Genomic DNA, 21,616 nt, shown 5'->3' on the forward strand with positions numbered 1-21,616 from the left:
ACGAAGGGCATCGACGCGCAACCACCCCACCGGTTCGCAACTGCGGGAGGCCTTCGGGCCTCCCTTTTCTTTTTCGCGGCGCTTCGATCCTCCTCTTTCAAACTTCTGCACGGCGGCCCGCGACGTTTTCTCACCCTGGATTGATCCGTCTTGACGACGATCAGATGCGCGGAGCAAAAGTAACAAAAAATTTAGCAGAATTTTCGGACGGTCGCCGCACCGCCCGGAACCGGCGCCGGTGTGCCGGATATAAGGAAGATTCCGGAGGAACGTCAGGTGTTCGAGCGCATCAGCATCAAGGGTAAGATCTCCGTCATCCTGGGCGTCGCGGCCGTCGGCCTCGCCCTGATCGCCGCCGTCAGCCTGTTCGGCCTGCGCGCCGAGATGATGAAGGACCGCCAGGACAAGACCCGCAGCGTGGTGGAGGTCGCGCACAGCCTCGTCGCCCACTACGAGGAGATGGAGCGCAAGGGCGCGCTGACCCGCGACGCCGCCCAGGCGGCGGCCAAGGACGCGCTGCGCCGGTTGCGCTACGCCGGTTCGGAGTATTTCTTCGTCATCGACCGCGCGCAGCGCATGATCATGCACCCGATCCGCCCGGAAATGGACGGGCAGGACCAGTCGCGCACCGCCGACCCGAACGGCAAGCTGCTGTTCGTCGAGATGACCCGCGTCGGCGTCGCGGCGGAGGGCGGCTTCGTCGATTACCTGTGGCCGAAGCCGGGCCAGGCGGAACCGGTGCCGAAGATCTCCTACGTGCGCGGGTTCGAGCCCTGGGGCTGGCTGATCGGTTCGGGCATCTATGTGGACGACGTGGCCGCCGCCTTCCGCGAGGCCGCCCTGTTCCTCGGCGGGCTGGGGCTGCTGATCGCCCTGGCGGCGACGGGCATCGCCCTGCTGGTCAGCCGGGCCATCGTCGGCCCGCTGCACGCCATGACCGGGGTGATGCAGACGCTGGCCGGCGGCGACACGGCGGTGACGGTGTCCGGCACGCGGCGCAGCGACGAGATCGGCGTCATGGCCCGCACCCTGGAAATCTTCCGCAAGAACCAGATCGACCTGCAGCGCCACTGGGAGCGCCAGCAGGTGGAGCATCGCGTGACCGGACAGCGCGCCCGCGCCCTGGAACGGCTGACCGAGCGGTTCGACACCACGGTCAGCGCCATGGTCGGCACGGTCGGGCAGGCGGTGCAGGCGCTGGAGAACACGGCGCGATCCCTGTCCGACACCGCCGACCGCAACATGCGCGAGGCGGCCTCGGTCGCCGGGGCGTCGCAGCAGGCGTCGGTGAACGTGCAGACCGTCGCCGCCGCCGCCGAGGAGCTGAGCAGCGCCATCGCCGAGATCGGCACCCAGGTCGCCACCTCCTCGCACATCTCGCTGGAGGCGGTGACCGCCTCCCGCCAGGCCAGCGAGCGCATCGACGGGCTGGGCCACGCCGCGCAGAAGATCAACGAGGTCGCCGACCTCATCACCAGCATTGCCAGCCAGACCAACCTGCTGGCGCTCAACGCCACCATCGAGGCGGCGCGGGCCGGCGAGATGGGCAAGGGCTTCGCCGTGGTGGCGGGCGAGGTGAAGAACCTCGCTGGCCAGACCGCCAAGGCGACGGAGGAGATCGCCGCCCAGATCAGCGAGGTCCAGTACGCGTCCCACGGCGCCGTCACCGCCATCCGCGAGATCGCCGGGATCATCGCCCGCAGCGACGAGATCGGCACCTCCATCGCCGCCGCGGTCCAGCAGCAGGGTGCGGCGACCGGCGAGATCGCCCGCAGCGCGGGGGAGGCGGCGCAGGGCACGCGGCAGGTCTCCACCAGCATCGACGAGGTTTCGGCCTCCGCCCTGGAGACGGAGAAGGCCGCCAACAGCCTGCTCGACGCCGCCGAAAGCCTCGCGCAGCAGGCCGGCGCCCTGCGCGCCCTGGTCGACGCCTTCCTGGTCAATGTGGAGGCGATCAACAGCGCGGAGCTGGCCACCCTCTTCGCCCCCGCCGGCGAAGAGGTCTTCATGCCCTGGAACGACACTCTGGCCGTCGGGCAGGAGGACATCGACAACGACCACATGATCCTGGTGGCGCTGATCAACCGGGCGGCCCGGCGCATCCGGGGCGGCGAAGTGCCGCAGGCCATCGGGTCGGCCATCGACCAGCTCGTCGCCTACACCGTCCTGCATTTCGAGGAGGAGGAGCGGGTGATGCAGCGGTCGGGCTATCCCGACTTCGTCCAGCACAAGGCGCAGCACGACGCCCTGCGCAAGCGCGTGGCCGAGTTGAAGCAGCGCTTCGCAGCCGGGGAGGCGCGGGTCGGCGACGATCTGCTGGCGCTGTTCCGCGATTGGCTGACCGGCCACATCCAGCGCTTCGACAAGCGCATCGGCGACCATCTGGCCCATTCGGGAGAGCCGGCGCGCAAGGCCGCGTGAGGAGCCGGAAACGGAGCAGGGTCTCAGATGGACTGGGTGATCCATGTGCTGGTACGGCTGATAGCCTGGGCTCTCGTCGGCTTCATAACCTGCAAGCCCCGCCTGACCTGGCTGCTCTTCGGCATTCCGGGAGGTCTCGCCGCCGTTGCGATCTACGCAACGACCGGCACCCTGACCGGCACCACGATCTTCCTGATCGCGCTGGTGACGGTCCCGGCGGCGCTGGCCCTGCGCTGGGCCACCCGGCGCCTCTGGTGAGCGCGCGACGCCCCGCCCTGGGCAGATTGTCCTCTTGACCTGGACCGTGCGCCGCCCCATTCCAGTCGGTCATGAAAGCCCGACTCATCCGCATCGCCGCCGCCTCCGTCGTGGGGCTCGTGATCGCCGCCGGCATCGCCTGGTGGCAGGTCGACAACGCCTCCAGCACGGTGCAGAGCAGCGTGCCCATCGGCGGCCCCTTCACCCTGACCGACCAGGACGGGAAGACGGTCACCGACGCCGACTATCGCGGCAAGTATCTGCTGATCTATTTCGGCTACACCTATTGTCCCGACGTCTGCCCGACGGAGCTGGGCACGATGGCCCGCGCCATGGATCTGCTGGGCGTGCAGGCGGAGAAGGTGCAGCCGATGTTCATCTCCGTCGACCCGGAGCGCGACACGGTGGCGCATCTGAAGGACTATGTCGGGCTGTTCCACCCCAATCTGGTCGGGCTGACCGGCACGCCGGAGCAGGTCAAGGCGGCCGCCAAGGCCTACCGGGTCTATTACGCCAAGGCGCCGCAGGAAGGCGGAAAACCGGAGGATTACTTGATGGATCACTCCAGTTTCCTTTACCTGATGGGCCCCGACGGGCGCTTCCTCGGGGTCTATCCGGCGGGCACCACCGCCGACCGCGTGGCCCAGGATCTGGGCACCCGCATTGCCGGCTGACGGAAAACATGAGCGGAGCCGCGCCTCTTGACCCGGTAATACCAAGGTTTCGGCGCGGTTTTGTTGGGTTTTCAAGCACTTGTATTAAGGGTTTTGCGACTTGACAGGGTTGTGCCCTGTCCGTATGGTCTCGCCGCTTTCGCGTGGCTGCGAGACAACGGGGACAACGAAGCGACATGAGCGACGAAAAGCCCCCGCCGTCTCTGGCAGAGCTTGACGCCCGACTGAAGAAGGCGCGTGAAGGGAAGGAATCGCAGAGCGGTCCGGGGAAATATCACCGGCTGCCGCAGAGTCCTCTCGGCATCGCCTTTCGAATCGGGACCGAGCTGGTCGCTGCCATGATCGTTGGCGTCGGTGGCGGGCTTCTGCTCGACCGCTGGCTCGGAACGGCGCCCTGGGGATTGATCGTCATGTTCTTCCTCGGCGCGGCGGCCGGAATTCTGAATGTCTACCGGGCCATCACCGGGCTCGGATTAGCCCCCGGCTACCGCCGGGCCCGTGAGGATGACAACGAGCGCCCCAACGGCGACGCACACTGAGCGAGGACGACCTTGGATCCGCTGCACCAGTTCCAGATCAACCCGATCCTCCAGATCGTGATCGCCGGGTATGACGTGTCCTTCACGAACTCGGCCTTCTTCATGGTCGTGGCGGTCGCGTTGATCTACGCGCTGCTCGTCTTCGGCATGTCTGGCCGCGCCCTGGTTCCGGGCCGCCTGCAGTCCCTGGCCGAGATCTTCTACGAATTCGTCGCGAACATGGTTCGGGACAACGCCGGGCACGACGCCCGCCCGTACTTCCCATTCGTCTTCGCGATCTTCATGTTCGTGCTGTTCGGCAACCTCGTCGGCATGATCCCGTTCACCTTCACCTTCACCAGCCACATCATCGTGACCTTCACGCTGGCGGCGACGGTGTTCGTGTTCGTGACCGTCCTGGCCCTGATGAAGCACGGCCTGCATTTCTTCAGCTTCTTCATGCCGCACGGCGCGCCGCTGGCGCTCGCCCCGATCCTCATCCCGATCGAGGTGATCTCCTACCTGATGCGCCCCGTCAGCCTGTCGATCCGACTGTTCGCCAACATGATGGCCGGTCACACCATGCTGAAGGTGTTCGCGGGCTTCACGGTTATGATGATCAGCGGCCTGGGTGCCGTCGGCTTCCTCGCCGGCCTCGTCCCGCTGGCCATCAACATCGCGCTGACCGGCTTCGAGTTCCTGGTCGCGTTCCTGCAAGCCTACGTCTTCTCGATCCTGACCTGCCTGTACATCCGCGACGCGCTGGAACTGCACTGAGCACCAGCGCCGACCCGGATCACCTCGTTACCTTTTCCACCACAGTTCACCCTTACCTAGAGGAATGAGTACCATGGAAGCTGAAGCCGCCAAGTACGTCGGTGCCGGTCTGGCCGTTATCGCCCTCGCCGGCGTCGGCCTGGGTATCGGCAACATCTTCTCGACCCTGATCGGTTCGATCGCCCGCAACCCGGCCGTCCAGCCGAAGGTCTTCCCGATCGGCATTCTGGGCTTCGCGCTGACGGAAGCCGTCGCGCTGTTCGCCCTGCTGATCGCCTTCCTGATCCTGTTCGCCTAAGGCCCGAGCGAACTTTCAATTTCGCTCTGACGCGGCGCCGGGCTCTCGAAGTTTCGGCGCCGCATTCTTGCCTAGGGGGACCGATCCATGCCGAACCTGTTGGCCAAGCGACGGCTGGTCCGCTGGTCGGGTGCTGCGGGCGCCTCGCTCGCCACTCTGACCGTGCTTGCCGGTAACGTCCTGGCGGCGACGGCGGAGCACGCGCCGGAAGCCGCCCATGGCGGCGAGCACGCCGCCGGCGGCCTGCCGCAGCTCAATCCCGCCACCTTCCCCACCCAGATCTTCTGGCTGGCGCTGACCTTCATCACCCTCTACTACCTCCTGTCCAAGAAAGCGCTGCCGCGCGTGGCCGAGGTTCTGGAGGAGCGCCAGGAGCGCATTTCGCGCGACCTGAGCAAGGCCGCTTCGCTCAAGGAAGAGGCCGAGGCCGCCATGGCCCAGGTCGATCAGTCCCTCGCCGGGGCCCGTTCCGAAGCCCAGGCCCTGATCGCCCAGGTGGCTGCCGAGATCGACGCGAACAACCACGCCCGTCAGGCCCAGTTGAACGCCGAGAACGCCGAGCGTCTGCGCAGCGCCGAGGCGAACATCGCCGCGGCCAAGGAGCAGGCGATCGCCAATGTCCGCTCCATCTCCGCCGACATCGCCCGTGACGTCGCCGGCCGTCTGGCCGGGCTGAACGTCGACGCGGCCCAGGCCGATGCGGCGGTCGCCGCCGTGATCGAGGAGCGCCGGTCATGAACACGCCTGAAATGTGGGTCGCCATCGCCTTCATCATCTTCGCCGCCCTGGTGTGGAAGAAGGCGTCCGGCGCGATCACCGGCCTTCTCGACGCCCGCGCCGAGAAGATCCGGGCGGAGCTGGACGAGGCCCAGCGCCTGCGTGAAGACGCCCAGGCGCTGCTCGCCAACTACCAGCGCCGTCAGCGCGACGCGCTGAAGGAGGCCGAGGCCATCATCGCCCACGCCCGCGAGGAGGCCGACCGCCTCCGCTCGCAGGCCGGCGCCGATCTCGAAGCGTCGCTGAAGCGCCGCGAGGCCCAGGCCATGGACCGCATCGCCCAGGCGGAAGCCGGGGCGCTGGCCGAGGTCCGCAACCTGACCGTCGACATCGCCATGGACGCCAGCCGCCGCATCCTGGAAACCGGCATCCAGCCGGCCCAGGCGGACAAGCTGATCGAACAGTCGATCGCCGAGCTGCCGAAGCACCTGCACTGATCGCCGATCCCGGCGCATCGTTGCGGAACCGGCAACGGTCTTTCGAAAAACCCCGGCCTAGGCGCCGGGGTTTTTCTTTGGTGGAATGGTCTGGCAACCCGGAGCCCATTCCATGACCACGATCCAGCCGGCCACCGCCCTGCCCTCTTCCGCCTTCCCCAGCGTCTTCGTCTCGCACGGCGCCCCCACCCTCATCATCGAGGATTCGCCGGGCCGCCATTTCCTGGCCGGTCTGGGCACGCGGCTGGGCCGCCCGAGCGCGGTGATCGCGGTGTCGGCCCACTGGACAACCCCGACCCCGGCGATCAGCGGGACGGCTCGACCGGACACCATCCACGACTTCTACGGCTTCCCCCGCGCCCTCTACGCGATGCGCTACGCGGCCCCCGGTGCCCCGGCGCTGGCCGACCGCGTGCGGGCGCTGACCGGCGCCGCGGTGGACCCCAGCCAGGGGCTCGACCACGGTGCCTGGGTGCCGCTGATGCTGATGTACCCGGAGGCCGACATCCCGGTCGCCCAGCTCTCCGTCCAGCCTGGCGCGACCGCCGCCGACCACATCGCGCTGGGCCGCGCCCTGGCGCCCCTGCGGAAAGAGGGCGTGCTGATCCTGGGCAGCGGCGGCGCCGTCCACAATCTCGGCGATTTCCGCTTCGGCGAGCGCGACGTGGCCGGCTGGGCGGAGGACTTCGCCGGCTGGCTCGACGGGGTGCTGACGGCGGGAGACGAGGCGTCGCTGGCAGGCTGGAAGACGCTCTGCCCGCAGGCCAAGGCGGCGCACCCCACCGACGAGCATTTCCTGCCCCTGCCCGTGGCCTTCGGCGCCGCCGGGAGCGCGGTGCGGACGGAGCGGCTCCACACCGGGTTCGAGCATGGCAGCATCGGCATGCAAGCCTACGCCTTCCACGGCACGGTCTGAGACGAAGCCAGAGATGTTCAAAGGGGAGATGTTTAAAGGGGGCTGAACCTTACGCACTTGTCTGTTTGCGCCGTTGCCGCGCCAAGCTACAATCCGCGCCACCCGTCCGTGCACACGGAGGGGTTTCTGACAACGTCGGGCTTTTCCCGCCCGCAACCTTCGGCCGGATCTCGTGGCTTACGAACGACAGCGCGTACGGGACGTGGCGTGACGCGGAACGGAACCCTGCCCCGGTCCGGCGACGCCCCCTCCCCCCGATGCCCCGGCCCGCCTCGCGCGCTCCCTTCCGGGGGTCGGCCTCCTGCGCCACCTGGACGAGCTGACGCTCGCCGCGCGCGTCGGGCTGGGCTTCGGCGTGGTCCTGGCTCTGGTCCTTCTGCTGGCGCTGATCGGTGTGGCCTCGCTCTACGGGGTCAGCCGCGAGGTCGGCACCTTCTCCGGCTACGCCGACGCTTCCCAGACCGCTGCCGACCTGGACATCGGGCTGCGCGACCTGGAGGTCTCCGTCCGCGACCATCTAGCCGAGGGCGACCAGCAGAGCCTGCTCGACGCCGGGCTACGCCGCGACGGCCTGCTGGAGCGGCTGACCGCCCTGGCCGGTATGGTTCAGGACGGTGCCGACCGCCGCTCGGTGGAGGGCGCGCGCACGGCGCTGGACGCCTATTGGAACGGCTTCGAGGCTCTGGTCGCCCTGCGCGGCGAGCGCGCCCGGCTGACCGAGTCGGTGCTGGAGCCGCAGATTTCCCAGATCCGCGCCGGGCTGGGCCGGCTGAAGGACGCGGGCGGCGTCGATTCGGCGGCGCTGGCCGGCGACGCGACCGTCGCCATCCTGATGATGCAGGACCATCTCGGCCGCTACGTGGCGCGGCGCGACGACCGCGACTCGCTGCGCATGCGCGCCGAACTGGGCAACGCCCGCGCCAAGCTTGCGGAGATGAACCGCTATCTCTGGGTTCCCGGCACCCGCCAGACCATCGACGAGGTGGAGGCGGCTCTGGCCGGTATCGACGGGGTGCTGGACAGCATCGAGGCCTCCCTGGCCGACGAGGACGGGCTGCGCGCCGAGCGACTGACGCCCAACGCCGCCGCCGTCGCCGCCCACGCGGCGGACATCCGCCAGCGCAACGACGCCGTGGCGGCGGAGCTGCGCGGCGGTCTGGCCGACCAGTCCTGGCGCACGCTGCGCATCGCCCTGTGGGCGGCGCTGGGGGTGACGCTGGCGGGGCTGGCGATGGTCTGGTTCGTCAACCGCCGGGTCGCCCGCCCGGTCGCCGGCATGGCCGCCGCCGTGACCTCGCTCGCCGCCGGACGGACCGACATCGCCCTGCCGCCGGACGAGGGGGCGGACGAGGTGGCCGCCATGGCCCGCGCCGTCCGCGTCCTGCGCGACAACACCGCGGAGATGGAGCGCCAGCGCCAGGAGGCCGCCGACCGGCACGGCCAGCTGCTGCGCGACAAGGAGCGCGCCGACGCCGCCAACGAGGCGAAGACCCATTTCCTGGTCAACATCGGGCAGGAGCTTCACGCCCCGCTCAACGAGATCGTCGCCTCCAGCCAGTCGCTGATGGGCGAGCTGCACCGGCTGGGCGCCGGGGAACTGGCGACCGACATCGAGCAGATCCAGTGGACCGGCGAGCAGATGCTCACCCTGGTCGACGCGATTCTCGACTACGCCCGCATCGAGGCCGGCAACATGGACGTCGTGCTTCAGGATTTCGACGTGCACCGGCTGCTGATCGAGGCGCGGGAGCGCACGCTGCCCGCCGCCGACCTCAACGGCAACGAGGTGACGCTCCAGGCGGAGGCCGCGGCGCTCGGCCAGATGTATTCGGATTTCGGCAAGGTCCGGCAGGCGCTTCTGAACCTGCTCGACAACGCTTGCAAGTTCACCCAGGGCGGCGCCGTCCGGCTGGCCGCCGAGCGGGTCGAGCGTGATGGCGAGCCCTGGCTGCGCTTCACCGTGACCGACAGCGGCAGCGGTTTCGCCACCAGCCAGACCGCCCGTCTGTTCCAGCCCTTCGTCCAGGGCGGCAGCGGCGCCAAGCGACGCGGTGCCGGGCTCGGCCTGACTCTGGTCGGCCATTACGCCGCCATGCTCGGCGGCGACATCGAGGTGGCGAGCGAGCCCGGTCAGGGCACCCGCGTCACGGTGGCCCTGCCCGCCTACTACCAGCCCCCGGCGGAGGAACGCCCGCTCCAGGTCGGCACCGCCGGGGCTGCCAAGCGTCCGCTGGTTACCGTCGCCCCCCTGCGCCCCGTCGCCCAGCTGGCCTCTTAACGTCAGGCCTCGCGGGGGCGGGCGGTGTCCTCCGGCCCGGCCCCCTCGTCGGGCGGCAGGCCATACTTCATGCGGCGCATCTTCTCGGCGACGAGCGCGATCTCCTCGGGCGGCAGGATGACCGGCTCGCCCAGCAGATGGGCATGGAGATACTGGCGGGCCAGCGCCTCCACCTCCACCGCCAGGCCCAGCGCCCCCTTCAGCGTCTTGCCGAGCACGATCATGCCGTGGTTGGCCAGCAGGCAGGCCAGCCGCCCCTCCAGCGCCGCGACGGCGTGGTCGGACAGCTCCTGCGTCCCGAAGGTGGCGTAGGGCGCGCAGCGGATCGAATCGCCGCCGGCCAGCGCCACCATGTAATGGAAGCTGGGGATGCCCCGGCCATGGACGGCCAGCGCCGTCGCGAAGGTCGAATGGGCGTGCAGCACCACATCCACGTCGGGCCGCGCCTTCAGGATGTCGCGGTGAAAGCGCCATTCCGACGAGGGCCGCCGCCGTCCCACATAGGTCCCGTCGAAGCCCATCTCCACGATGTCCTCGGGCGCCGTCTCGTCGTAAGGCAGGCTGCTCGGTGTGATGAGAAAGCCGCCCTCCACCCGGACGGACAGGTTGCCCGAGGCGCCCTGGTTGACGCCCGCCCCGTTCATGGCGAGGCAGGTGTCGATGATGGCGCGGCGCTGCACCGGGTGGGACAGGCTGGTCATGGGCGGCGGTCTCGATTCTGGGACGACGGAGTACCGAACGGGCCATGGGTGAACAGTGCCTGTCAAGAACGGTCGGAGGCCGAACTGAGGCATGTTCCAATTCCCCTCTCCCCTCCGGGGAGAGGGTCAGGGTGAGGGGGTTTGCGCGTGGCGCCACGTTCGGCACAAGCGCAACCCCCTCACCGGCCCTCTGGGCCACCCTCTCCCCGGAGGGGAGAGGGCTAATCATGCCAGCCGCAAGGCCTCAGGGACGGTCGGCGTCGGCCTTGCTCGTCAGGTCCCAATGGCGGACCACCGCGTCGTAGCCGGCGGACAGGGCGCCCTGCCCGTCCGGGGTGAAGGCGACCGCCAGGACCGGCTTCTCATGGCCGCGGAAGGACGCGAGCTGTCGCCCGGTGGCGGCGTCCCACAGCCGGACGCGCCGATCGCCGCCTCCGCCGGACAGGAGGGTCCTACCATCGGGCGAGACGGCGACGGAGGTGACGAATCCCGTGTGCCCATAGAGCGTGCGCAGGAGCGTGCCACCCTCCAGGTCCCACAGCCGCACCGTCTCGTCGCTGGACGCCGTGGCGGCCAGCCGCCCGTCGGGGGACAGGGCTAGACCGTTGACGCTGCCCTCATGCCCTTCCAAAACGGCTTTCTCCCGCCCAGTCGCGGCGTCCCAGACGCGGATCTGGAAGTCATAGCCGGCGGAGACCAGCCGCCCACCGTCCGGGGTGTAGGCCACGGCGTTCACATTGGCGCCATGCCCTTCCAGCACCCGCAGCGCGGCGCCGCTCTCCGGGTCCCAGACCCGGATGGCGAAGTCCCAGCCCGCGGAGGCGAAGCTTCGGCCGTCCGGCGCCACCGCCAGACCGGCGACGGTGCCGGTGTGGCCTTCGAAACGGCGCAGTGGGCGTCCGCTCTCCAGGTCCCAGAGGATGATGGCGGCGTCGCGGCTGCCGGTCAGGGCGCGCTTGCCGTCCGGCTGAAAGGCCACGGCGGTCACGCCGGCGGCGTGCTCGTGGAAGGAGGCGAGTTGGGAACCGGAGGCGAGGTCCCAAAGGATGGCCGAATAGTCCCAGCTTCCGGTCAGGACGCGGGCGCCGTCGGGTGACACGGCGACGGCGTTCACCATGGCGCCATGGCCGATGAGGTCGGCGGCTCGGGACAGCAGGGGAGCGGTCAGGACGGGTGCAGCCGCGGCCAGCGCGAGCAGCCGGCGGCGGGTGTGGCACGGCGGGTTCCCCGGATGACGCCCTTTCCCCATGCCCGAACCACCTCCCGAAAAGGAAAAGACCGGCGGCCTCTCAGCCGCCGGTCAGGGGTAACAGGTATCAGCGCCGGACGTTCTTGGTGCCCGGTTTTCTCAGCGCCCGGCTATTTCAGCGCCATGTATGCCCGCGGGCGACCGCGGGGTTGTTGGAGGTCCGGTTCGGCTCGTAGCTGCCGCCCTGGGGCAGGCTGTAGCCCGCCGCGTGGTGGCGGAAGGGCGGAAGCGCGAGACCGGTCGCCGCATCGACGGTCAGGGTGTTGACCATGAAGGCGGCGTTGCCGGCGGTCCCCGGCATCATGGCGGCGACCTTGTAGACGGCGGTGCCGTCCCCCAGCGCCGCCTCGGTCACGCGCAGAACCTGCACGTTGTAGGTCTGCTCGACGATCCGCTTCACCTCGTCCGCCGGCTTGGCCGCCGGAGAGGTCTGGGCGGCGGCCGGAGCGGCGAGCGCCCCGGCCAGCAGCAGGCCGATCAGGAAAGAACGCATGGATGGGATCCTCACTCGGCGGGCGCGCGGTGGCGGCCGTGGTGATGGCCCCCATGACGGCCGGGGGTCTCACCCGTGACCTCCTGAACCCACAGCGAATGGTGCTCGCGCGCCCACTGGAGTTCGACGTCGCCCGTGCCCATGGCGTCGAAGGCGCCTTCCATGCCGACCGAGCCGATGTAGATGTGCGCGATGATGACCGCGGTCAGCACCACCGCCACCGCGGCGTGGATCAGCTGGTAGAGCTGCATGTCGGCCATCGAGGCAAAGGAGAAGGGCCAGAGCAGCTGCACGCCCGTGAAGCCCAGCGCCGCGCCGCCCAGCACCGTCGCCCAGAAGATCACCTTCTGGCCGGCGTTGAACTTCTTCGCCGCCGGATGCACGCCCTTGCTGAACAGGCCGCCGGCCTTCAGCGCCCAGGTGATGTCATTGCGCTCCGGGATGTTGTGCTTCACCCACATCACGAAGATGAGGAGGATGCCCAGCATGAAGGCGAAGCCCAGGTAGTTGTGGGCGAACTTGCCGTACTGGGTCATCGTGGCGAACGCCTCCGGCCCCAGCAGCGGCAGGACGGTGTAGCGCCCGTACAGCACGTTCAGCCCAGTGAAGGCCAGGATGACGAAGCTGCCGGCGGTCAGCCAGTGCACGCCCCGCTCGAAAGCGTTGAAGCGCTGGATGGTCCGGCCGGTCTTCTGGCCATCGATCCGGATGCGCCCGCGCACCAGGAAGAACAGGACGAGCAGCCCGATCATGCCGCCCAGCGCCCAGCCGCCGTAGGTGGACAGCGGGCCGTTGCGGACCGACCGCCACAGCTCCCCCTCCGACTGCACCAGCACGCCGGCGCTCTTGTTGGGGATGGAGACATAGCCCTGCTCGCCGGAGCGGATGCCGCGCCACATGTCGGTCTTGGAGGTGCCGTCGGCCGGCTGGCTGGCGACCGGCGGGAACGCCTCGGCCGCCGACGCGGCCGATACGTTGGCCATGACCAGCGTCAGCGCCAGCATGGCGACGCCCAGCAGGACGATGTGCAGTGTCCTGCCGACCCCGCCCTTGGAATGATTCGACGTCATTGCGTCAGCCCTTCCCTTGAGAACAGCGCCCATCGGAAACGCCCTCTCAAAAACGCTGGCCGGCCGAGCGCTGCTGGAGCGCCTGGACCTGATCCGCGGACAGATGCGTGTCCGCGGCGCCGCGGTAGACGCCCTTCTCCATATGGATCGGGCGCGCCTGCTCCTCCTCGTTGCACCCCGCCAGAAGCGGGGTGACGAGAAGGAGCGCCATCGCACAGACGGTGCGGCGAATCACGGTCACGACCCCGCCTTCATCTGATAGGCGGTGCCCCAGCCCCAGGCGCCGGACCCGAAGCCGCGGGCGACCACGCGCTCGCGGTAGATGTCCGACACCTTGTCGCCGTCGCCGGCCAGGAGGGCCTTGGTCGAGCACATCTCGGCACAGAGCGGCAGCTTGCCTTCGGCCAGACGGTTGCGGCCGTACTTCCTGTACTCCGCGTCCGTGTTGTCGGCCTCCGGGCCGCCGGCGCAGAAGGTGCACTTGTCCATCTTGCCGCGGGTGCCGAAGTTGCCGGCCTGCGGGTACTGCGGGGCCCCGAACGGGCAGGCGTAGAAGCAGTAGCCGCAGCCGATGCACAGGTCCTTGTTGTGCAGGACCACGCCCTGCTCGGTCTGGTAGAAGCAGTCGACCGGGCAGACGGCCTTGCAGGGCGCGTCGGAGCAATGCATGCAGGCGACCGAGATCGACCGCTCACCCGGCTTGCCGTCGTTGATGGTGACGACGCGGCGGCGGTTGATGCCCCAGGGCACCTCGTGCTCGTTCTTGCAGGCGGTGACGCAGGCGTTGCATTCGATGCAGCGGTCCGCGTCGCAGAGGAATTTCATGCGGGCCATGGTGATGAACTCCTAGCGTCTCAGGCCGCCGAGATCCGGCAGAGGGTGGTCTTGGTTTCCTGCATCTGCGTGACCGAGTTGTAGCCGTAGGTCGTGGCGGTGTTCGCCGCCTCGCCCAGCACGATCGGGTCGGCGCCCTGCGGGTACTTGGCGCGCAGATCCTGGCCCTGATAATGGCCACCGAAGTGGAAGGGCATGAAGGCGACGCCGCGGCCGACACGTTCGGTCAGCATGGCCTTGACCTTCACCTTGCCCTGCTCCGCACCCTCGACCCAGACCATCTGGCCGTCCTTGATGCCGGCGTTGTTGGCATCGAACGGGTTGATCTCGACGAACATGTCCTGCTGCAGCTCGGCCAGCCAGGGGTTCGACCGGGTCTCGTCGCCGCCGCCCTCATACTCGACCAGACGGCCGGAGGTGAGGATGATCGGGTACTCCTTCGACACGTCGCGGTCCTGGATCGACTTGTAGAGCGTCGGCAGGCGCCAGGACTTGGTGTCCTTGTAGGTCGGGTAGCTGGCGACCAGATCGCGGCGCGGCGTGTAGAGCGGCTCACGGTGCACCGGCACCGGGTCCGGGAAGTTCCAGGCGACGCAGCGGGCCTTGGCGTTGCCCGGCGGGTTCAGGCCGTGCTTGATCGCCACGCGCTGGATGCCGCCCGACAGGTCGGTGGTCCAGGACACGGCGCCGATCTTCTCGCCGCCGATCTTCCGGATGACCGCCATCTCGGCCTCGGTCAGGTCCCCGGTCCAGCCCAGCTTGTCGAGCATGGCATAGGTGACTTCCGGGTAGCCGTCCTTGATCTCCGACCCGACCGGGTAGGAGCCCTCGGCCAGCAGCGTCACGCCGTTGCGCTCGACGCCGAAGCGCGCGCGGAAGGCGCCGCCGCCCTCGGCGACCGGCAGGGAGGTGTCGTAGAGGTTGGCGGTGCCCGGATGCTTCATCTCCGGCGTGCCCCAACAGGGCCACGGCAGGCCGTAATAGTCGCCGTCGCACGGGCCGCCGTTGGCGCGCAGCGTGGTCTTGTCGAAGGTCGCCTGATGCTGCATGTGCAGCTTCAGCCGCTCCGGCGACTGGCCGGTGTAGCCGACCGACCACATGCCGCGGTTCCACTCCCGCGTCGTGTCCTCGATGTCCGGCTCGTTGCCATGGAGCTTGATGTTCTTGAACATCGGCTCGGCGAAACCGAACTTCTTGGCGAACAGGTACATGATCTCATGGTCCGTCTTCGCCTCGAAGAGCGGCTCCATGATCTTGTCGCACCACTGGACGGAACGGTTGGAGGCGGTGCGCGACCCGACGGTCTCGAACTGGGTGGCGGCGGGCAGCAGGTAGAAGTTGTCCTTGCGGTCGGACAGGACGGCGGTCATCGTCGGGAACGGATCGACGACGACCAGCAGCTCCAGCTTCTCCATCGCCTTCTTCATGTCCGGAAGGCGGACTTGGCTGTTCGGCGCGTGACCCCAGAAGACCATGCCCTTGATGCTCTCGGGCTGGTCCATGTTCTCCTTGGCTTCCAGGACGCCGTCGAACCAGCGGGACACCGGGATGCCGGTGGCCTCCATCAGCTTCTTGTCCTTGAAGCGGGCCAGGACCTCGTCATAGGAGACGTCCCAGACGCGCGCCCAGTGGCGCCACGCACCCTCCGCCAGACCGTAGTAGCCGGGCAGCGAGTCCGAGGTGACGCCGAAGTCGGTGGCGCCCTGCACGTTGTCGTGGCCGCGGAAGATGTTGGTGCCGCCGCCCGTCACGCCGACATTGCCCAGCGCCAGCTGGAGCACGCAGTAGGCGCGGGTGTTGTTGTTGCCGATGTGGTGCTGCGTGCCGCCCATGCACCAGACGAGCGTGCCCGGACGGTTGGAGGCCAGCGTGCGGGCGACGCGCTTCAGCTGCGAGCCCGGAACGCCGGTGACCTTCTCGACCTCTTCCGGAGTCCACTTGGCGACCTCGGCGCGGATCTCGTCCATGCCGTAGACGCGCTTGGCGATGTACTCCTTGTCCTCCCAGCCATTCTCGAAGATGTGCCAGAGGATGCCCCAGATCAGGCCGACGTCGGTGCCGGGGCGGAAGCGGATGTACTCGTCGGCCTTGGCCGCGGTGCGGGTGAAGCGCGGATCGGCGACGATCAGCGGGGCGTTGTTCTGCTCCTTGCCCTTCAGGATGTGAAGCATGGAGACCGGGTGGGCCTCCGCGGCGTTGGAGCCGATGAAGAACATCGCGCGCGACTTCTGGATGTCGTTGTACGAGTTCGTCATGGCGCCGTAGCCCCACACGTTCGCCACGCCGGCGACGGTGGTGGAATGGCAGATGCGGGCCTGATGGTCGACGTTGTTCGTGCCCCAGAAGGCGGCGAACTTGCGGATCAGGTAGGCCTGTTCGTTGCTGTGCTTGGCCGAGCCGAGCCAGAAGACCGAATCCGGGCCGGACTTCTCGCGGATCGCCAGCAGCTTGTCGCCGACCTCCTGGATGGCCTGGTCCCAGGAGATCCGGGTCCACTTGCCGTCCACCATCTTCATCGGGTAGCGCAGGCGGCGGTCGCCGTGGGCGTGCTCGCGCACCGCGGCACCCTTGGCGCAATGGGCGCCCAGGTTGATCGGGCTGTCGAAGCTCGGCTCCTGGCCGATCCACACGCCGTTCTGCACCTCGGCGGTGACCGTGCAGCCGACCGAGCAGTGGGTGCAGACGTTCTTGACCAGCTTGACCGGCGCGCCCGCGGCGGGGGTGGCGGTCACCGCTTCGGCCTTCTTCACCATGCCGAAGGGCATGGTGGCGGCAATCGCGGCGCCACCGGCGGCGATGCCCGAGGTGCGGAGGAACGAACGACGGTCGACGGTGTTACCGGTCAGGCCCGAAACCATCTTCGACAGCGAACGGCCGTTGGCCGTGGCGAGCGAACGGCCGCCGGAAGCAGCCGCCTTCTTCTTTGTCAGCATGTGCGGCGGTCCTTCTTAGAAGCGGCTCAGTTCGTAGACCGTCCGGACATGGTCGGTCTCGCGGTAGCCCTGGGCGGGAGCGGGCTCGGCGGCCTGCACCGGCTCCGCGCCCGCCACGGCGCCCACGGCGGCGGCGCCGAGCGCGCCGACGCCCAATCCAGCCGCGCGGAACAGGTCGCGCCGCGCCAGCGTGGTCTTTTCCTTCTTGTCCGTCATAGCTTCACCCTATTCTTCGCGGCTTCCCCGAGACTGAAGACCGATGGGACGCCCGGTTTCCGGGCCTTGTTTTGAGCGTTTCCGGACCGGCCTTGTCGTGGACCGGTCTCGTTGTTTTGCTGTCTGTTCGGCGGCGGTGCCGGTGCGCGGTCGGGCCGCCCCGTCACGCCGCCCGATCACGCCGCCATGTCGAAGGCCTTGCCCTCGACCTCCAGATACCGGTGACCCAGCGTGCCCACCGCGCGGTAGAAGGCGGCGGACGGCGTGGATTCCAGATCGGTGAAGAACCGGCCGGCCCAGGAACCGATGTGGCGGTCGAAGAAGCGGCGTTGCTCCTCCAGATCGGCCGGGGCGTCGAAGGCCCCGGTGATCAGACCCGCCATCATCTCGGCCAAGGCGGCGATGTGGTCTTCGGGTTCCTTCACCTCGTCGGCGCGGGCGATGCCCAGCAGCGCCATGTCGCCGCGCAGTTCGGCCAGCGGCTTTTCGTGAAGGAAACCCGTGAGATAGTAGGAGCCGTAAGGGGACAGGATGCCACCGCCGACACCGATGAAGAGGGTGTTGAACTCCTCCTCCACCGCAGCGGCGTCCGTGCCGCGGGCGGCCTCGGCCAGACCGCGCAGCGCCTGCCCGAGCGGGCTCGCGTCGCCGTCCAGCGCCGACAGAGCGGCCAGAAACTCCCCGCCAGGTGGGCGGGCAAGCAGATGCGCCAGCAGCGCGTAGAGCTGCGCCCGCTGCATCTCCTCCGGCGGCAGGGCCGACGGATCGTGTTCACCGGTCACGGACACGGCGTTCATCCCTCCCGACACGACAAAAGGACCAGATCGGCAAAGCTCCGGCACCCGGCCCCACCCGTCGCGACAACGGCGGCGCATTGGCTCGCCCGCTGCAGTCTCACGGCGTCATGGGCCGGCGCCCGAGACGCCCTGGACCGACAACCTCATATTGCACCCGCGAAAAGCCTCGCCATATCAGGGGCTTAACGTTCAGGATTGGTATATTAAAGGGCAGATTCGCGGTGTTTGTCAACAAAGGTTGACTCAGAAGTGTGCTTACCGCGACTTGGGCTGGATTATCGCTATGCTCTTTTTATCATATCGATACCCGGTTCCTGCGAAGCAGAGGGGACCTGCTCGGGCTCCGCACCTTCGGGAAGCGCCACTATTTCTTTCCCGTCTTCATCGATGTTGCCGTCCGCGGCCGTCCCGCCGGCTCCTTGCTCCGCCTTCTCGGCCGCCTCTTCCGCGGCGTCGAGGAAGCCCTTGCCGACGCGGTAGAGCGTCTTCACCGGCGAGGACCCGGTGAACAGGCTGGCGTAGTCGTCGGCGTAGTCCTTCAACCCGTCATCGTTGGCGAAGATCGGGTCGGAGGTCCACAGCTTGCGCAGCGCCTGCCGGTGCAGGTCGTCCGGGACTTCCGCCCGCAGGAAGGGCGTAAAGTCGGACTCCAGCGTCAGCTCCTCCACCGGGGGGAGGTCCTTCAGCGGGTCATCGGAGTCCGGTGCGGCTTCGGCCGGCTCGGCCGGCTCGGCTGTCGCGTCCACCGGGAGTTGCGCGGTCGGCTCCTCGGCCGGCGGCGGCTGTGCTGGCTCCAGGGCCGGCTCCGGGGCGGGGGCGGCGGGCTGCCGCTTCAGGCGGGACCAGCGGGAGAGGAAGGATTCGTCGGTCATGCTGTGCGTCTCGGGGATTGCCAGACCTTGCCCCCACCCTAACCCTCCCCCGCTGGGCGGGGGAGGGAATCAGCTCCTCCCCCTGCGAAGCTCTCGCGCAAACCAGAGGTTTGCGCTGACGCGGCAGGCGGACCTTCGGTCCGCCGAGAGCGGGGGGAGGCCGGGAGGGGGGCGCGGCGCCGGAGCCCCATCAAGAATTCATCACCCCTGCTTCGGGAAGTGCCGCTTGCGCTCGCGCTTCACGAAGGGGACATCCACATGGTGCTGCTCGGTGAAGTCGCGGACCAGGGCCGTGACCTCCGGCGGCATCGGCACCGTCTCCACCATCTCCACGCCGCTCACCTGATAGGCCTCGCATTCGTGGGCGGAGGCGGTGACGACGAAGGGCACGACGCCCCCCGGCTCCCCCGTCTCGTCCGGGCGCAGCACGACCCAGAGGCGCGGCGGCTCCTGCGACAGGTTCAGCTTGTAGCCTTCGGTGTCGCTGCGGAACAGCTCCAGCGGCAGGGTCGCGGCGTGGAAGTGCGCCCAGCCCTCCCCCTCGCGCAGCAACCTCCAGGGGCCGTCGAGCGGCGGGGCGCCGGGAATCACCGAGACCGGACGCCACGCCCATTCCGCCCAGGCGCTGGTGCCCTTGCGGCGCTCCAGCACGATGCCGAGGGCCATCGTCTCGGTCTTGTTCAGGGTCTCGCTCATCGGACCAGTCCCGCCGCCATCAGCCGTTCCGCCTCCGCCAGATCGTCGGGGCGGTTCGTGTTGAAGAAGGGGTCTACCGGATCGGTGGCGAAGTCGGCAACCGCCAGACGGTACCGGGCCGTCCACGCGTCCACCTTGCGCATGTCCTCCTCCACCATCGCGCGGCGGAGGTCGTCGGCGAGGTCGACCCGCCACAGGCCGAAGACCGGATGCTCCTGCCCGTCGGAGCGGGCGCAGGCGAGGTCGGCGCCCTCGCGCTCCACCGCCGCCGCCAGACGCGCGACCAGATCGCCGGGGATGAAGGGCGCATCGGTGGCGAAGCTGGCCAGCCAGCGGCAGTCCGGCGCGTTGGCCCGCGCCCACTCCATCCCTGTCAGAACTCCGGCCAACGGCCCGGCGAAGCCCTCCACCACGTCCGCGGCCACCGGCAGGCCAAAGGCGGCGAAGCGCGCCGGGTCGCCGTTGGCGTTGAGCACCAGCGGCCCGACCTGCGGGCGCACGGTGGCGACAATGCGCTCCAGGATGCTGCGCCCGCCCAGCGTGCGCAGGCTCTTGTCGCCGCCGCCCATGCGCCGCGACAGGCCGCCGGCCAGCAGCACGCCGGCAATGCCCTCAGTCGTCATCGCGGCTCCCCTTGCGCTGGTGGCGCCCGCCCTCGTCGCCGACCGCGGCCGGATCGGCGTCGAAGTCCAGCCGGTCGGTGCCGGCCAAAGCGAGGAAGCGCTTGCCCTTGGCCCGCCCGACCATGGTCAGGTTGGCCTGCCGTCCCAGCTCCACCCCCCAGGCGGTAAAGCCCGAGCGGGAGATCAGGATCGGGATGCCCATCTGCACCGTCTTGATGACCATCTCCGAGGTCAGGCGCCCCGTCGTGTAGAAGATCTTGTCGTGCGCCGGCACGCCGTGCAGGTGCATGTAGCCCGCCACCTTGTCCACCGCGTTGTGCCGCCCGACGTCCTCCATGTAGACGAGGGGGCGGTCGTCCTGGCAGAGCACGCAGCCGTGGATGGCCCCGGCCTCCAGGTACAGGCTGGGAGTCAGGTTGATCTTCTTCGACAAAGCGTAGATCCAGGAGGTCTTCAGCCGCGCGTCGGGGTTCAGCCGCACCGACTCGAAGGTTTCCATCACGTCGCCGAAGGCGGTGCCCTGGGCGCAACCGGAGGTCAGCGTCTTCTTCTTGAGCTTCTGCTCGTAGTTCGTGGCGCGCTCGGTGCGGACGACGACGGTGTCGATCTCCTCGTCGTAGTCGATGCCGGTGATCCGGTCGTCGCGCTTCAGCATGTTCTGGTTGAGCAGATAGCCCACCGCCAGATAATCGGGGTAGTCGGCGATCGTCATCATGGTGACGATCTCCTGCCCGTTCAGGTACAGCGTCAGCGGCCGTTCCACGGTGACCGACGCCTCCACCGGGCGCCCGTCCTGATCCAGCCCGGAAACGCGCTCCGTCAGCTTGGGATTCGCCGGGTCCGGCCTTATGGTGAATTCCGAGAGGTCCATGACCGGAAGAGTGGGGAAGATTGCGCGCCGGGGCAAGCGGCGGATGATCGGCTCCCGCAAGACGGAAGCGATGCGGCCCCGATTTGACGCGCGAGCGCTTGGTATGCACGAGTACTTTTATGCATGAGTTCGGTCTGGCCTTCGTCACCGCCTTCCACCTGATCGCCGATTTCGACCCCGGTCTGGTGGGGATCGTCGGCCTGTCGCTGCGCGTCAGCCTGACCGCCGTCCTGCTGTCGGCCCTGATCGGCCTGCCGCTGGGCGCCGCCGTCGCCGCCTTCCACTTTCCCGGACGGCGCGTGGTGACCCTGTTCCTGAACACGGCGATGGGGCTGCCGCCGGTGGTGGTGGGGCTGATCGTCTATCTGATCCTGTCGCGCTCCGGTCCGCTGGGGGTGCTGGGGCTGCTGTTCACCCCGACCGCGATGATCGTGGCCCAGACCGTGCTGATCGTCCCCATTGTCGCCGCCCTGACCCGCCAGATCGTCGAGGATCTGCTGATGGAGTATGGCGACCTGTTGCGGGTGATGGGGACCGGGCCGCTGACCACCCTGTTCACCCTGCTGTCGGAGGCGCGCTGGAGCCTGCTGACCATCGTGCTGGCCGGCTTCGGGCGAGCCTCGGCGGAGGTCGGGGCGGTGATGATCGTCGGCGGCAACATCGACCGGGTGACCCGCGTCATGACCACCTCCATCGCGCTGGAGACCAGCAAGGGCGACCTGCCGCTGGCGCTCGGCCTCGGCGTCATCCTGATGACGCTGTCGCTGTCGGTGAACCTCGCCGCCGCCATGGTGCGGGAGACGCGGCGGGCCTGAGCCGCTGTCCGCTCACTGATTCTGGAAAATTTGCAAAGCCGTTCGAAGTTTCCCATAGTCGCCGCCACAGCCCGCAACCAAGGCGGGCAAGA

General features: G+C 68.7%; 24 protein-coding genes. 11 read left to right on the plus strand and 13 right to left on the minus strand.

The annotated features are described in order from the left end of the window. The first annotated feature begins 276 nt into the window (after window positions 1-276). The 10 genes from ACWPN7_RS14300 (at window position 277) to ACWPN7_RS14345 (ending at window position 9,354) form a co-directional block, all read left to right on the plus strand. The gene (locus tag ACWPN7_RS14300) at window positions 277-2,421 is read left to right on the plus strand and encodes a bacteriohemerythrin (RefSeq protein ID WP_451991513.1); all 2,145 of its coding nucleotides are present in this window, start codon (window positions 277-279) and stop codon (window positions 2,419-2,421) included. 27 nt (window positions 2,422-2,448) lie between these two features. Continuing rightward, window positions 2,449-2,679, plus strand: coding sequence for a hypothetical protein (locus ACWPN7_RS14305; RefSeq protein WP_038529079.1), 231 nt, complete (start codon window positions 2,449-2,451; stop codon window positions 2,677-2,679). Window positions 2,680-2,750: 71 nt separating this feature from the next. Beyond that, window positions 2,751-3,353, plus strand: coding sequence for an SCO family protein (locus ACWPN7_RS14310; protein ID WP_038529081.1), 603 nt, complete (start codon window positions 2,751-2,753; stop codon window positions 3,351-3,353). A gap of 176 nt (window positions 3,354-3,529) precedes the next feature. Next, window positions 3,530-3,892, plus strand: a complete 363-nt coding sequence (locus ACWPN7_RS14315; RefSeq protein WP_014239729.1) for an AtpZ/AtpI family protein — start codon at window positions 3,530-3,532, stop codon at window positions 3,890-3,892. 12 nt (window positions 3,893-3,904) lie between these two features. Then, the gene (locus ACWPN7_RS14320; RefSeq protein ID WP_035672105.1) at window positions 3,905-4,648 is read left to right on the plus strand and encodes a F0F1 ATP synthase subunit A; all 744 of its coding nucleotides are present in this window, start codon (window positions 3,905-3,907) and stop codon (window positions 4,646-4,648) included. A 73-nt stretch (window positions 4,649-4,721) separates the two neighbouring features. Continuing rightward, window positions 4,722-4,946 carry an ATP synthase subunit C family protein gene (locus tag ACWPN7_RS14325; protein WP_014239727.1) on the plus strand — a complete coding sequence of 75 codons (225 nt, stop codon included), beginning with the start codon at window positions 4,722-4,724 and terminating at the stop codon, window positions 4,944-4,946. Window positions 4,947-5,033: 87 nt separating this feature from the next. Beyond that, on the plus strand, window positions 5,034-5,684 hold the full coding sequence (locus ACWPN7_RS14330) for a F0F1 ATP synthase subunit B family protein (RefSeq protein WP_051140136.1): 651 nt from the start codon (window positions 5,034-5,036) through the stop codon (window positions 5,682-5,684). Then, a complete protein-coding gene (locus ACWPN7_RS14335) occupies window positions 5,681-6,160 on the plus strand; it encodes a F0F1 ATP synthase subunit B family protein (RefSeq protein ID WP_038529084.1) in 480 nt (159 codons plus the stop codon). The genes ACWPN7_RS14330 and ACWPN7_RS14335 overlap by 4 nt, the downstream gene beginning before the upstream one ends. Window positions 6,161-6,272: 112 nt before the next feature. Then, complete coding sequence (locus tag ACWPN7_RS14340) at window positions 6,273-7,076, plus strand: DODA-type extradiol aromatic ring-opening family dioxygenase (protein ID WP_459196968.1); 804 nt, start codon at window positions 6,273-6,275, stop codon at window positions 7,074-7,076. Window positions 7,077-7,431: 355 nt separating this feature from the next. After that, on the plus strand, window positions 7,432-9,354 hold the full coding sequence (locus ACWPN7_RS14345; RefSeq protein WP_459196967.1) for a sensor histidine kinase: 1,923 nt from the start codon (window positions 7,432-7,434) through the stop codon (window positions 9,352-9,354). 2 nt (window positions 9,355-9,356) lie between these two features. Here ACWPN7_RS14345 and ACWPN7_RS14350 read toward each other — a convergent pair whose 3' ends face one another. The 13 genes from ACWPN7_RS14350 to fdhD all read right to left on the minus strand — a co-directional run bounded on the left by ACWPN7_RS14350 (window position 9,357) and on the right by fdhD (window position 20,709). Further along, on the minus strand, window positions 9,357-10,055 hold the full coding sequence (locus ACWPN7_RS14350) for a class II aldolase/adducin family protein (protein ID WP_459196966.1): 699 nt from the start codon (window positions 10,053-10,055) through the stop codon (window positions 9,357-9,359). A gap of 244 nt (window positions 10,056-10,299) precedes the next feature. Beyond that, window positions 10,300-11,304 (minus strand): WD40 repeat domain-containing protein, encoded by a 1,005-nt coding sequence (locus tag ACWPN7_RS14355; protein ID WP_459196965.1) that lies wholly within the window; start codon window positions 11,302-11,304, stop codon window positions 10,300-10,302. A gap of 115 nt (window positions 11,305-11,419) precedes the next feature. Next, window positions 11,420-11,797 (minus strand): hypothetical protein, encoded by a 378-nt coding sequence (locus tag ACWPN7_RS14360; RefSeq protein WP_456522590.1) that lies wholly within the window; start codon window positions 11,795-11,797, stop codon window positions 11,420-11,422. Between the two features lie 11 nt (window positions 11,798-11,808). Then, window positions 11,809-12,867 (minus strand): formate dehydrogenase subunit gamma, encoded by a 1,059-nt coding sequence (locus ACWPN7_RS14365; RefSeq protein ID WP_456522591.1) that lies wholly within the window; start codon window positions 12,865-12,867, stop codon window positions 11,809-11,811. Window positions 12,868-12,913: 46 nt separating this feature from the next. Next, window positions 12,914-13,108, minus strand: a complete 195-nt coding sequence (locus tag ACWPN7_RS14370; RefSeq protein WP_456522592.1) for a hypothetical protein — start codon at window positions 13,106-13,108, stop codon at window positions 12,914-12,916. Beyond that, window positions 13,105-13,701, minus strand: coding sequence for a formate dehydrogenase FDH3 subunit beta (gene fdh3B, locus ACWPN7_RS14375; protein WP_038529096.1), 597 nt, complete (start codon window positions 13,699-13,701; stop codon window positions 13,105-13,107). The genes ACWPN7_RS14370 and fdh3B overlap by 4 nt, the downstream gene beginning before the upstream one ends. A 20-nt stretch (window positions 13,702-13,721) precedes the next feature. Then, the gene (locus tag ACWPN7_RS14380; RefSeq protein WP_492273334.1) at window positions 13,722-16,634 is read right to left on the minus strand and encodes a formate dehydrogenase subunit alpha; all 2,913 of its coding nucleotides are present in this window, start codon (window positions 16,632-16,634) and stop codon (window positions 13,722-13,724) included. 15 nt (window positions 16,635-16,649) lie between these two features. Beyond that, window positions 16,650-16,850, minus strand: coding sequence for a hypothetical protein (locus ACWPN7_RS14385; protein WP_038529100.1), 201 nt, complete (start codon window positions 16,848-16,850; stop codon window positions 16,650-16,652). A gap of 176 nt (window positions 16,851-17,026) precedes the next feature. Then, window positions 17,027-17,638, minus strand: a complete 612-nt coding sequence (locus tag ACWPN7_RS14390; protein WP_149649725.1) for a TorD/DmsD family molecular chaperone — start codon at window positions 17,636-17,638, stop codon at window positions 17,027-17,029. Between the two features lie 290 nt (window positions 17,639-17,928). Then, window positions 17,929-18,519: a DUF3306 domain-containing protein gene (locus ACWPN7_RS14395; RefSeq protein ID WP_149649577.1), complete on the minus strand. Its 591-nt coding sequence runs from the start codon at window positions 18,517-18,519 to the stop codon at window positions 17,929-17,931. A gap of 201 nt (window positions 18,520-18,720) precedes the next feature. Continuing rightward, window positions 18,721-19,215 carry a DUF3305 domain-containing protein gene (locus ACWPN7_RS14400; protein WP_456524925.1) on the minus strand — a complete coding sequence of 165 codons (495 nt, stop codon included), beginning with the start codon at window positions 19,213-19,215 and terminating at the stop codon, window positions 18,721-18,723. Continuing rightward, window positions 19,212-19,838, minus strand: a complete 627-nt coding sequence (gene mobA / locus ACWPN7_RS14405; RefSeq protein WP_459196963.1) for a molybdenum cofactor guanylyltransferase MobA — start codon at window positions 19,836-19,838, stop codon at window positions 19,212-19,214. Before mobA ends, ACWPN7_RS14400 begins: the two co-directional genes overlap by 4 nt. Then, window positions 19,828-20,709, minus strand: coding sequence for a formate dehydrogenase accessory sulfurtransferase FdhD (gene fdhD, locus ACWPN7_RS14410; protein ID WP_038529108.1), 882 nt, complete (start codon window positions 20,707-20,709; stop codon window positions 19,828-19,830). Before fdhD ends, mobA begins: the two co-directional genes overlap by 11 nt. 119 nt (window positions 20,710-20,828) lie before the next feature. On the opposite strand from fdhD, the gene ACWPN7_RS14415 reads away from it, so the two are divergent. Beyond that, the gene (locus tag ACWPN7_RS14415; RefSeq protein WP_459196962.1) at window positions 20,829-21,524 is read left to right on the plus strand and encodes an ABC transporter permease; all 696 of its coding nucleotides are present in this window, start codon (window positions 20,829-20,831) and stop codon (window positions 21,522-21,524) included. Window positions 21,525-21,616 lie beyond the last annotated feature (92 nt).

The organism is Azospirillum sp. UENF 312511 (genome assembly GCF_058780635.1).

Excerpts from the sequence above, each read along its gene's own strand:
- ACWPN7_RS14400 (WP_456524925.1), bottom strand. The coding sequence starts at position 19,215 with ATGAGCGAGACCCTGAACAAGACCGAGACGATGGCCCTCGGCATCGTG.
- fdh3B (WP_038529096.1), bottom strand. The coding sequence starts at position 13,701 with ATGGCCCGCATGAAATTCCTCTGCGACGCGGACCGCTGCATCGAATGC.
- ACWPN7_RS14340 (WP_459196968.1), top strand. The coding sequence starts at position 6,273 with ATGACCACGATCCAGCCGGCCACCGCCCTGCCCTCTTCCGCCTTCCCC.
- ACWPN7_RS14385 (WP_038529100.1), bottom strand. The coding sequence starts at position 16,850 with ATGACGGACAAGAAGGAAAAGACCACGCTGGCGCGGCGCGACCTGTTC.
- ACWPN7_RS14315 (WP_014239729.1), top strand. The coding sequence starts at position 3,530 with ATGAGCGACGAAAAGCCCCCGCCGTCTCTGGCAGAGCTTGACGCCCGA.
- ACWPN7_RS14330 (WP_051140136.1), top strand. The coding sequence starts at position 5,034 with ATGCCGAACCTGTTGGCCAAGCGACGGCTGGTCCGCTGGTCGGGTGCT.
- ACWPN7_RS14395 (WP_149649577.1), bottom strand. The coding sequence starts at position 18,519 with ATGACCGACGAATCCTTCCTCTCCCGCTGGTCCCGCCTGAAGCGGCAG.
- ACWPN7_RS14350 (WP_459196966.1), bottom strand. The coding sequence starts at position 10,055 with ATGACCAGCCTGTCCCACCCGGTGCAGCGCCGCGCCATCATCGACACC.
- ACWPN7_RS14310 (WP_038529081.1), top strand. The coding sequence starts at position 2,751 with ATGAAAGCCCGACTCATCCGCATCGCCGCCGCCTCCGTCGTGGGGCTC.
- mobA (WP_459196963.1), bottom strand. The coding sequence starts at position 19,838 with ATGACGACTGAGGGCATTGCCGGCGTGCTGCTGGCCGGCGGCCTGTCG.
- ACWPN7_RS14380 (WP_492273334.1), bottom strand. The coding sequence starts at position 16,634 with ATGCTGACAAAGAAGAAGGCGGCTGCTTCCGGCGGCCGTTCGCTCGCC.
- ACWPN7_RS14415 (WP_459196962.1), top strand. The coding sequence starts at position 20,829 with ATGCATGAGTTCGGTCTGGCCTTCGTCACCGCCTTCCACCTGATCGCC.
- fdhD (WP_038529108.1), bottom strand. The coding sequence starts at position 20,709 with ATGGACCTCTCGGAATTCACCATAAGGCCGGACCCGGCGAATCCCAAG.
- ACWPN7_RS14365 (WP_456522591.1), bottom strand. The coding sequence starts at position 12,867 with ATGACGTCGAATCATTCCAAGGGCGGGGTCGGCAGGACACTGCACATC.
- ACWPN7_RS14325 (WP_014239727.1), top strand. The coding sequence starts at position 4,722 with ATGGAAGCTGAAGCCGCCAAGTACGTCGGTGCCGGTCTGGCCGTTATC.
- ACWPN7_RS14335 (WP_038529084.1), top strand. The coding sequence starts at position 5,681 with ATGAACACGCCTGAAATGTGGGTCGCCATCGCCTTCATCATCTTCGCC.
- ACWPN7_RS14360 (WP_456522590.1), bottom strand. The coding sequence starts at position 11,797 with ATGCGTTCTTTCCTGATCGGCCTGCTGCTGGCCGGGGCGCTCGCCGCT.
- ACWPN7_RS14305 (WP_038529079.1), top strand. The coding sequence starts at position 2,449 with ATGGACTGGGTGATCCATGTGCTGGTACGGCTGATAGCCTGGGCTCTC.
- ACWPN7_RS14355 (WP_459196965.1), bottom strand. The coding sequence starts at position 11,304 with ATGGGGAAAGGGCGTCATCCGGGGAACCCGCCGTGCCACACCCGCCGC.